Origin of the sequence: Streptococcus oralis (genome assembly GCF_021497885.1) — a bacterium.
Taxonomy (GTDB): Bacteria; Bacillota; Bacilli; order Lactobacillales; family Streptococcaceae; genus Streptococcus; species Streptococcus oralis_BQ.
The window spans coordinates 1039888-1050918 of the sequence record NZ_CP046523.1; the positions used below are offsets into that span (position 1 = coordinate 1039888).

The 11031-nt window shown below is 35.8% G+C and carries 9 protein-coding genes and 1 pseudogene; 1 reads left to right on the forward strand and 9 read right to left on the reverse strand.

What is annotated here, in order from left to right; genetic code table 11:
- Positions 1-8: 8 nt before the first annotated feature.
- The 4 genes from GOM48_RS05295 to eno form a co-directional block, all read right to left on the reverse strand.
- Positions 9-923 carry a peptidase gene (locus GOM48_RS05295; protein WP_235096344.1) on the reverse strand — a complete coding sequence of 305 codons (915 nt, stop codon included), beginning with the start codon at positions 921-923 and terminating at the stop codon, positions 9-11.
- A gap of 178 nt (positions 924-1101) precedes the next feature.
- Positions 1102-1938: an AraC family transcriptional regulator gene (locus GOM48_RS05300; protein WP_235096345.1), complete on the reverse strand. Its 837-nt coding sequence runs from the start codon at positions 1936-1938 to the stop codon at positions 1102-1104.
- Positions 1939-2140: 202 nt separating this feature from the next.
- A complete protein-coding gene (locus GOM48_RS05305; protein WP_000031476.1) occupies positions 2141-2635 on the reverse strand; it encodes a YkgJ family cysteine cluster protein in 495 nt (164 codons plus the stop codon).
- A 176-nt stretch (positions 2636-2811) separates the two neighbouring features.
- Positions 2812-4116 (reverse strand): surface-displayed alpha-enolase, encoded by a 1305-nt coding sequence (gene eno, locus GOM48_RS05310; protein WP_000022821.1) that lies wholly within the window; start codon positions 4114-4116, stop codon positions 2812-2814.
- 162 nt (positions 4117-4278) lie between these two features.
- Between eno and GOM48_RS05315 the strand changes: the two genes are divergently transcribed.
- Positions 4279-4725 carry a DUF1694 domain-containing protein gene (locus tag GOM48_RS05315; RefSeq protein ID WP_235096346.1) on the forward strand — a complete coding sequence of 149 codons (447 nt, stop codon included), beginning with the start codon at positions 4279-4281 and terminating at the stop codon, positions 4723-4725.
- On the opposite strand, the gene GOM48_RS05320 is transcribed toward GOM48_RS05315, so the two are convergent.
- From GOM48_RS05320 to GOM48_RS05340, 5 genes and pseudogenes are all read right to left on the reverse strand, one after another.
- The gene (locus GOM48_RS05320; RefSeq protein ID WP_235096347.1) at positions 4722-5837 is read right to left on the reverse strand and encodes a glycerate kinase; all 1116 of its coding nucleotides are present in this window, start codon (positions 5835-5837) and stop codon (positions 4722-4724) included. The genes GOM48_RS05315 and GOM48_RS05320 overlap by 4 nt on opposite strands.
- Positions 5838-5853: 16 nt before the next feature.
- Positions 5854-6495 (reverse strand): phosphoserine phosphatase SerB, encoded by a 642-nt coding sequence (gene serB / locus GOM48_RS05325; protein ID WP_235096348.1) that lies wholly within the window; start codon positions 6493-6495, stop codon positions 5854-5856.
- Positions 6496-6659: 164 nt separating this feature from the next.
- A complete protein-coding gene (locus GOM48_RS05330) occupies positions 6660-8087 on the reverse strand; it encodes a toll/interleukin-1 receptor domain-containing protein (RefSeq protein WP_235096349.1) in 1428 nt (475 codons plus the stop codon).
- A gap of 12 nt (positions 8088-8099) precedes the next feature.
- Positions 8100-9692 carry a RyR domain-containing protein gene (locus GOM48_RS05335; RefSeq protein WP_235096350.1) on the reverse strand — a complete coding sequence of 531 codons (1593 nt, stop codon included), beginning with the start codon at positions 9690-9692 and terminating at the stop codon, positions 8100-8102.
- Positions 9693-9834: 142 nt separating this feature from the next.
- Positions 9835-11010 (reverse strand): annotated as a pseudogene (locus GOM48_RS05340) (IS256 family transposase).
- Between the last annotated feature and the right edge of the window lie 21 nt (positions 11011-11031).

An 11031-nucleotide genomic window follows, 5' to 3' on the forward strand; every position in this document is an offset into this window, starting at 1 on the left:
TAGTCCTGCTACTTTACATATAAATCTCTAAAGCGACCATCCACTTCAGCTATCTGATAGAGCAAGTGGGCTAGTTCTTGATAATCTTCTTTTAAACATGAAAGGTGGGCCTGGCCAAATAGAGTAGCTAATTCCTCTTTTAATCTTGCCCCTTCTGGATTATGATCTTTTAAGAACTTACTGAGATAGAGATTTCGAACAGCTGCAAGTTTGAAGCTGAAATACTGATGCAATTGTTTTTGCTCGGCATTTAAGCCGTTCTCAGCAACTGCTTTTGCATAACATTCCAAAACACCGTTTTGACCATTCAGATATCGGTTTTTCATAATCCTTGCTGTTTCCTGATAGATTTCAGTCTGACTAGGACTCTTGACCTTCTTAAAATTTCCCCACATGGAATAAGCTCCACGCTTATAGTTAATAGCCTCCGCCTTCCAAGCTTCTAAAATGTCATTAAAAGTAACCTTCATACAGGAAAAACCAGCTGGATCATGCAAATAGAGATACTGACTATCAAGAGCATACACAGTTACAAAGTGATCCACACCATAAAGGATTGTGTGATTGGGATTGTAAGTCAAATGTCCCATATCAAGAGGTCCCAGTACTACAGGTCCATTGGACAGAAAGGTTTCCAACTTTCTTTTAATCTCTTCCAAATTAATTTCTGCTCCATCTTTTAGATAGAAATCCTCATAGTCAAAACCTAGTATTTTTAAGGAATGAGAGATGGAAAGATCTGGCATTCCATTATCAAAGAATACTAGAGGGTGCTGCTCATCTTCCTTTACGATACTAGCGCCATTTCCCATCACCATGATTGCCTCTAGAAAGTCTGCTTTAAAGTCGTAGCCATAGCCATCCAGTGTCATTGCCAATGAATAGCTATAGCAAAGCGACACATCTCCAAAATACATCTGCATATTCATGCCTCCTTATCTTCTATGGGACTAGTATACCGAGAAAACTATTCTCATGCCCCATAAAATCCAAACAAAAAATATGGTTTGTTTACAGACATGAATGTCAACAATTAAAAACTCTGTAGAGATTCTTTCTACAGAGTTCGATTTGCATCTTTATAAAAAATCAGAAAATGATCTAGTCCCTGATGACTGGTATCCAGAGTTCCATTTGGTAGTCTGGGGACGACATATCTCCTTTGAAATAAACTTCAAAGTCTGGGGCTCCTGAATGGCGATAACCAGTTTCCGGGAAAAAGACTTCTAAGACGTATTTCCAAGCATGGTGGATGCTAGCTGGTATAGCCCCCTTGACTGGTACGATAGCATATTCAGCTTCAGAGATGTCTTTGATTGATAAACCCAATTCTTCTGCTTTTACTTTATCCGTCACATCGTAAGCAGCCATATAGTCGATAATTTCACCTTCTTTGACATCCGAGCAGACGCCAAGGGATTGGCCGCTACCCAAACCTTCTAGGCTTTCAAAACTGTGAGTTGCATAGAGTTGCTCCCAAGCAGACGGGCATTTGCTATTGTCAATAGCTTCCAATAGGACGCCTGCCACAGTAAAAGAAGGTTTCTTTTGAATCTTGATATCCATGTTCTTTCCTCCTGTAATCTTTAAGGATAATTGAAGTCTAGGAAAAACCCGATAAGGTTTTCCATTTCGAACTTCAGAGGGTGTTGCCCCATGGAATTTCTTGAAGGCTGCGCTGAAGGAATCCGCAGATTCGTAGCCGTACTTCATTGCTATGTCAATGATTTTGTCAGAGTTTTCCCGCAAGTCTGTCACAGCTTCTGATAACCTGCGATTGCGCAAATATTCTGCTAATGTCATATCTGCCAAGATAGAAAATAGCCTGCTAAAGAGAGGATAAGAATAGCCAGATAGCTGCTGAAATCTTTTCATATCAACTTCTCCAGTCAGCTGCTCCTCCAAATAATCCATGGTTTGATTGAATTGATGCATCATATTCGTTTCTTCTTACCTCCACAAGATACAAAGGTCGTTAAAAGCAAAGTGAAAATTGGAAAATTGACGGAGGGGCTCCTGCTCCGAGAAAATTTCATCTTTTTCACACAGCTTTAGGCCGTGTTCAATTCTATCTATAGTCTATCAGATATCATATACTTCCACCCTAGAATCTTTGTACAAGATTTAAAGGTGTAAATTTCTATAACTTATCCTTTAATTTTTCAACAAAGAGATAAGCTGCAGGGCAGGTCAAGGTATTCTTAATCGTCAAATGGTTGATTTGATGGATCTTCTTACGATCTGTATGAGGAAATTCTCGGCAGGCCTTGGGACGAACATCATAGATGGAGCAGAGATTGTCTCCTCCTAGAAAGGGGCAAGGCATGGATTTGAAAACCTTATCCCCATCTTCATCCACCTGCAGAAATTCCGCTTCAAAAGCTGGTAATTTCATTTTAAAGTACTTAGCAATACGGGTAATATCTGCTTCTTTGAAGTCGGGCCCCAAAGTCTTGCAGCAGTTAGCACAAGCGGTGCAATCAATCTCAGCAAAGACTTCTTGGTGGATCTGCTGGGCAATCTTATCTAAGTTTTTAGGAGGTTTTTTCTTTAGATTAGCTAACACTTTGCGGTGCTCCTTCTGCTTTTGCAAAGCTAGCTGGTGGTAATACTCAATATCAATCTCTTTAGACATAATTTCTTCCTAATACAAGTGTTTTTGTCTATTATACCATAAACACTGTCCCCTTTTTGCCCCCTGAACAGAAAAAAAGCCCTTCGGATAAAATCCGAGGGGCTTATAACGTTGTTAAATCAACGGCCGAACTTTTGAATTTCAAGGTTCGGGATAAAATAGTTCACTGAACTATTTTATTTTTTAAGGTTGTAGAATGATTTCAATCCACGGTATTCAGCTACTTCACCAAGTTGGTCTTCAATACGAAGCAATTGGTTGTATTTAGCGATACGGTCTGTACGTGAAAGTGAACCAGTCTTGATTTGTCCTGCGTTAGTTGCAACTGCGATGTCAGCGATTGTTGAATCTTCAGTTTCACCTGAACGGTGTGATACAACGGCAGTGTAACCAGCTTCTTTCGCCATTTCGATAGCGTCGAATGTTTCAGTAAGAGTACCGATTTGGTTAACTTTGATAAGGATTGAGTTAGCAGCACCTTCTGCAATACCTTTTTCAAGGTAAGAAGTGTTTGTTACGAAGAAGTCGTCACCAACCAATTGAACTTTACCACCAAGACGTTCAGTAAGAGCTTTCCAACCGTCCCAGTCGTTTTCGTCCATACCATCTTCGATAGTGATGATTGGGTATTTGTTTACCAATTCTTCAAGGTAGTCGATTTGTTCTGCAGCAGTACGTACAGCAGCTCCTTCACCTTCGAATTTAGTGTAGTCGTAAACTTTACGTTCTTTATCGTAGAATTCTGATGAAGCACAGTCAAATCCGATAAATACGTCTTTACCAGGAACATATCCAGCAGCTTCGATTGCAGCAAGGATAGTTTCAACACCGTCTTCAGTTCCTTCGAAACGAGGAGCGAATCCACCTTCGTCACCTACGGCTGTTTCCAAACCACGTGATTTAAGGATTTTCTTAAGAGCGTGGAAGATTTCAGCACCCCAACGAAGAGCTTCTTTGAATGATGGTGCACCAGCAGGTACGATCATGAATTCTTGGAAAGCGATTGGAGCGTCAGAGTGAGAACCACCGTTGATGATGTTCATCATTGGAGTTGGAAGAACTTTAGTGTTGAATCCACCAAGGTAGCTGTAAAGTGGGATTTCAAGGTAGTCAGCAGCAGCACGAGCTACAGCGATAGACACACCAAGAATTGCGTTTGCACCCAATTTACCTTTGTTAGGAGTACCGTCAAGTGCGATCATAGCACGGTCGATAGCTTGTTGGTCACGTACATCGTAGCCGATGATAGCTTCAGCGATGATGTTGTTTACGTTGTCAACAGCTTTTTGTGTACCAAGACCACCGTAACGAGATTTGTCACCGTCGCGAAGTTCAACTGCTTCGTGTTCACCAGTAGAAGCTCCTGATGGAACCATACCACGTCCGAAAGCACCTGATTCAGTATAAACTTCTACTTCAAGTGTTGGGTTACCGCGTGAGTCTAGGACTTCGCGAGCGTAAACATCAGTAATAATTGACATTTTTTACTCTCCTTTGAGTTAAATTTTTTACACCTCTATGATACCTTAAAAATAAGCGTTTTTCAAGAAAAAACGTTATCTTTGTGCAAATTTTCCTTAAGTTTATAAAGTAATCGCTTTCTTTCATCTGTTTTCTCCTTTATTTTATGATATACTATTTTTATGACTGATGTATCAAAACAAATCCTAGAAAAAGCTCATGGTGGGCTTAAACTAAATCCAGATGAACAGAGATGTTTTCTCGGAACTTTCGAGGAACGTGTCCTTGGCTATGCAGACCTTGAAACAGCTAATGATGATAAATTTCAAAAGGGTTATGTATCTATTTTAGAGAGTCTAAAAAAAGAGACTCAACTTCTATTTGTCAAAATTTCTCCTCAGGTAGAGTTTGATAAACAAGTTTTTTATCTAAAACAATCCAAAGATGCTGACTGCCAAGCGACCATCGTTTCTGAAGGTCATAACTCTTCTCCTTTTGGCCTAGTTATCCATAGCGATGCCCCTGTTCAAACAAGTGAAAAAGACCTCAGAAAGGCCTTTTCAGACTTGTGGCAGGAAAAAGAGATGAAAAAAACTCCTATTTCTCTTTGGAAAAAGTGGTTTGGTTAATTTTTCTTCAAAGCTAAAAATTGACCAATGTTTGCAGCTGTATCTTCTAAATAGATAGCTGCATTTTTTAGACTGTCTTCCAGTGGTTCACTTTTTTCTAATATAGAAAAAGCGGCAATAATATTCTCAAATGGTAAAGGAGGTAAATCCTCAGCTAAACTACCACAAATAGCAATAACTGGAACACCATTTGGTGTTCTTTTTGCTACTCCGATTGGTGCCTTACCAGATAAACTTTGAGAATCTAACCTACCTTCACCAACAATAACTAGATCTGCATCTACAACCTGTTCATCAAAGTTTATCAAATCCAAACAAGTTTGGATACCAGATACGATCTCTGCTCCAGCAAAAGCACATAAGCCAGCTGCAATACCGCCACCTGCTCCAGCACCATCCAATTTTAACACTTCAGGTGCAACTTTGTGGTAAAAGTTTTCAATAGCATCATCAACTTTTTGAAATTGAGCTGGGTTTAATCCTTTTTGCTTTCCAAATGTATAGGTAGCACCGTGAGTTCCACAGAGTGGATTGGTCACATCTGCTAAGATTTTAATATGCACATCAGAAGGAATAGATATAACTTTCTCCTTTGAAATATCAGTAATTTCAAACAAAGACTGACCAATAGCTAGAAGTTCATCTCCATTTTTGTCATATAACTGGTAACCAAGTCCTGCAGCAATCCCAATCCCTCCATCGTTACTGGATGTCCCACCAACTCCTATATAGATTTCTTTCATTCCTTGTTCGATTAAATATAGGATCAGTTGACCAATCCCCTTTGTTTGAATCTTCAGTGGATTTCGTTTTTCAATAGGAATTTTAGCAAGCCCAACTAGATCAGCCACCTCGAACAGAGCAAGTTCTCCTTTTTGAACATAAGTCATTTGAATCTCATCTCCAAAGGGACCTGTCACTAAAGCAGTTTTTTCTACAAGACCAAGTGAATTTTTAATGGCATCCACTGTTCCTTCCCCTCCATCGCCAACAGGTAAGAGCAAACATTTCGATTCAGGCAGAGCCTTTTTAAGGCCTCGTTTAATAGCTTTAGCTACTTCACTTGCAGGGAGACTCTCCTTAAAAGAGTCAGGTGCTATAACAATTTTCATACACTCATCTTTCTAATCAAAGGAAATCTATCAGATTCAATACTTTTGTTAAATCTCTATCTTCAATTTTAAGGGGAATTTCCTCTTTCACGATTTCTTTGGCACAGAAGCCAATGCCGATTCCAGCTCTCTTCAACATTGCTAAATCATTAGCTCCATCTCCAATAGCAATTGTTCTATCAATTGGTACCTCTAATTCATCAGCCCATTTTAGAAGAGTCGATTCTTTAACTTCTTTGCTAATAACTGGACCTTTAATATTTCCAGTCAAATACCCATCTCTGATTTCCAATTGATTAGCAGTAAATAAACGAATCCCTAAGTCATTTGCTAATTTTTTTACGACATCGGTAAATCCCCCTGATACTAAACCAACTTCTATCTGATTTTCTTGAAGAACTTTAACAAATTGCGTGGCATTTTTACTAAAATGTAATTTGTGATGAATCTTATCGAAAACATCTATAGAAAGTCCTTTTAGAAGAGAAACACGTTTTCTCAAACTCGTTTCAAAGTCCAATTCCCCTTTCATAGCTTGGGAAGTCAGCAAAACTACTTCTTCTTCACAATCTGCCTCTTTCCCTAATAAATCAATAACTTCTTCCTCTATCAGAGTTCCATCAACATCTAGGACACAAAGTCCTCTAACATTATTCATTTATAATCCATACTTTCATTATCTTAAATTGGTTATCTAAAGTTCTTTCAACATAGTATAACTATAGATTTTAATTCTATCAATTGAAATTTACGATAATTTCCCATACAAAGTTCATAATACAAGAAAGCTATTATTTGAGTAATCCTTTATTATTTTTTATCCTACTTACAATTGTAAAGCTTAGGAGAGGAATTAACCTTACGTAATAATAAATCTATATCTCGGTGTTCAAAGAAATTAAGAGCTTGAACACCAGAAAAATATAGTTTATGACCTCTTGGTAATGACACGTTATCTAAATAAACTAATAATGGAGTATTGGAGTAATCTTTAGAATAAGCCAACTCAACCATACAATTCTTAGATTTTAGATACTCTTCAGAAATAAGAGCAAGAAATCCACTACATTTCTCGATTTTTAAAGCAATCTGATCCGCCCAATCACTAGATGGTAAAATACCTTCATCATACCAAACACGGTAACCATTTTTTTGTAAGTTTTCAATTATTTCTAATGCTAAAGTATTATTGGTTCGTGAGTAGCTAAAAAATATAAATGGCTCTTCTCCTATATAGGCAATCGGCTTACTCTTCTTCACTATATTTAGATTCACTCTATCTGACTTACCACCATTAGCAGTAATATATTGTACTATTAAACTGTATGAACCACAAATCATCAAATCTCTTTTTCGTATAATGAAACTTACTCTTGCACAAGAACCACTTGAATAATTACCAATATTAATTCCAGAGGAACAAATATTATCACTTAAATGAAACCAATTTTCTGATTCTAAATCGACAATTTCATTTTGACTTGAAGTAATTCGAGTCGTTCCGGGTACTAATTCAAATTCATCAGGAAGAATTACTTTGATATTTACATTATTTTGTATTACGCTTCCTGTATTTCTATATATTCCATCTATTCGAAATGTATCTGAGATTGAGGTTATTTCAGGAAAAAAATCATTTGAATTATCTTCAGCTACTAGGCTTTCTACCTTGAAGTCTGGATAATCAACCTTAAATTGAAACCTAACCTTCCCAGCATAATCTGGTCCACCAGGAAGAATCCCATTTAGATCTTCGTATCCAAGCTTTATTCCTTCATCAAGTATAGTCCCAGAAACTAGTTGTCCCGAAATCTTACTGTTATTTATAAATATTCCAGAGTCCATTTTATATCTAAGTGCAACTGTTCTTTCTAATGAACTCAAATAAACTTCTGAAAAAACAACCTGTGGTTTAGGATGAGTTGCAGATATAGTCGCCTTAGCCAAAAGTGTCTGCCCCTTCTTGATAGTGGCAGGTAGCCAAACATTCAATTTTACATCTAATGCAATCCCCATATAGTTATTTTCTTTTTTATTTAAGATAGGATTTGCATTATTATGAAAAAAAATTTCTGCTTCATATTCTTCACCAGGTATAAGATGGATATTTGTAGAGTAAAATGGCTCTCCTAATTTTCTAATTTTAAAAAATTTCCGTTCATCACCATAGTAAGGATTATCCGTAACAGAATTAAAAATAACATGATTAGCAAGTTTACTAAAAGTATTTGTTTCTTGTTTTTCTACCACTCTTTAGTCTCCTTAGTTTAAGTCCTTAGATTTTTCTTGTTCTGGTAATTGTTCAAAAGGAATTAATAAATGATGGTGTTTCATACTATTACTTTTTGTACTGTTATACCGCCAACCTTCCGTTTTCAGAAACATAGACCATCTATTATGCTCTTTCTCTAGATTATCATAATCATTCCTTTTCTTTTCACCATATTTTTCACCCAAAGCACGTGCCATAGACGAAAAATAATTATATTGATTATTAAAGAAGTTTTTTTCAACGAATTGATTTTGAAATTTCTGATGAAGATTTAAAGCTTTTTTTTCTAATTCAGAATTAAAATGTACACTAAATGGATAGTAGTCTATCAAATTGTCATTATACTCTAAACTGTTTAAATCATATAAAGATGGTGATGAAAGTGTAAAGGAAAATCCAAAAGAAAAATCAAAATTTCTCTGTAAATAATTTACCATCTCCAAATTAGTGAAATCATCAAGCATTAAAAAAACATAATTAAACGATTGAAATTCTTTCAAATAAGAATTAATAAAACTTGGGGTTAATTCTGGTAACACTTTAAATTCAAAATAATGAGGGGTTTCGTACTGAATGTTATCGAAAAGAGTTGGCATGTCATATTTCAAGTCTTCTTCTAGCTTCGACGAAGAAGTTATTAAGAGTAAATCTAACTCATACCTTACTATTTGAGCAAGCCAAAGTAGCAATTTAATAGCCTCCTTTGAAATTTCATTGTCACCTATTATAATTATTTTCCCTTTATTTTTAAATAATCTTGTCAAGTATTTAGAGTGTTCAAAAAAATAGTTATATATGGTAGTTCTAGGGCTGTTTATTAATCTAACTTTAAGTTGACTATCCTCCCTTTTCTGTTTTTGTAGATACATTTCTAAGACTTTTGAGGAATCTTGTACATATACATAGTCATTTGTAATTTTATTACCATATATTTTCAATAAGTCGATAGCTGATTCAATGCTTGAAACATCCTTATTCAAGATATAATAATTATTTTGTTCTGCATTGCTTAATTGTTTTAAAAGAGATGAAATATTATTTTCGTATTTTAAAAAAGGCTGAACAGATATAGATTCCCCTGCAATAGGAGTAAAAATAATTTTCGCTTTAGGAGTTAATTTATTAAGCTGATTGGCAACTTTCAAATTATTATCTGATAAGCCCAGAAAAATATGATTACTCGATGTATGAAAATATCTAATTTTAAGAATTGTAATAAACTGACTGAAATAAGAAAGAACTACTGTCAAAGTGGTTGCAGATGCCAAAGTGTATAGTATGACTATCCAAAAATATAAATAATTTATATTATAACTAATAGGAAATTTACCTAGTAATTCACGAATATCAAGTCCCAAAACAAAAAATTTTGCAATATTTAGTAAAGAAAGGAGTACTTCGCTTAAATTTCGCAAAATTATAGCACCAATTTCTCCCTCACCAATCCAAGAGTATGTTGGCAAAGAAATTATCCAAAATGAAATTGCAAGACTTAGGATAAAAACTGTTTTGTTAAAAAATTTTTTTATAATATAAACTAAATTAATTCCTAGAAAAGTACATAAACTTAAATAAAATAACACAATTTTCTCCTTAATTATATATTTTAATTTTCAAACAGATACTGTCAATAATTAACAATAAATCCTAATCATTTATACTTCCTTTTACTGATTAGATACTGTCAATAATTTTATGTAAACACTCAAGTAGAGTTATGGAGTGTTAATCAAATAAGCTTTCAAGTGTGTCAGAACATTGTCCAAACTCTTTATGGATTCGTTGACTTTGCTTGAAATTATAATCTTCAAACAGAGTAACTAAATAACGTTCCATAGCCTCCTCGTTAGGAAAAAGAACCTTCTTTTTCGTTTGACGTTTGATTTCTTTATTGAGAGACTCAATGAGGTTTGTCGAATAAATACTGTACCAAATCTGGTAGGGAAAGTGATAAAAAGTTAAAAGATTATCGGTATTCTCCAGACTTTCCATGACTTTCCTATACTTTGATTTCCATTCAGCGATAAAGTCCTCTAAAGCTTGGACTGCTATTTCTAAATTTTCAGCACGATAAATTGTTTTAAATTACTCCAGAATAACTGCCCAATCAGATCACTTCACCTTACTAGCCAGATCTCGACTAATATGAATTAAGCAACGTTGTTGCTTAGCTAATGGGTAAGCCTGACTGATAATCTGCTCAAGCTCCTTGAAGCCATCGGTCACTACAAGAGAAACCTGTTGGAGTCCTTGGTTTTGAAGCTTGTCTAACAGAGTGGACCAAGAAGCATTGTTTTCATTTGGGGCGATTTCATATCCAAGAACAGCCTTCTGTCCTTCTGGTGTAATACCAAGTGCGATATAAATACATTCTTTACTAACGGTTCCACGTCTTAAGGGAAGATAGGTTCCATCAAGAAATAAAACAGAGTAATTGGCTTCTAAGCTTCGCTCATGAAAAGCAGCGACATTCTCCTGAGTCGCTTTTGAGATATTAGAAATTGTGGCAGGACTATAGTGATGACCATACATTCTCTCGATGATGTCACTAATTTCTCGAGTCGTTACACCGGTTTGATAGAGTTTAATAACCATCTCTTACAAGTGGACATCTCGACATCCATAAGCGGGAAGCAAAGCTGGACTAAAGTTCCCATTACAATCTCTTGGAATGCTCAACTGAACAGTCCCATATTTGGTTTCAAATTTCCGTGAATAGGTTTCATTACGACTATTCCCAGGATTATAGCCTACTTTATCGTAAGGTTCATACCCTAAAAAGGCTGATAACTCTGCTTGAAGAAGGTCATTCATAGCTGTTTCAAGAGAAGAACGAAAAAATTCATCAATATCTTGCTTTTGGTCTAGGAAGTTAAGCAATTCTGTGGTAAACTGAGTCATAGGAATAAATCTCTTTCTAGT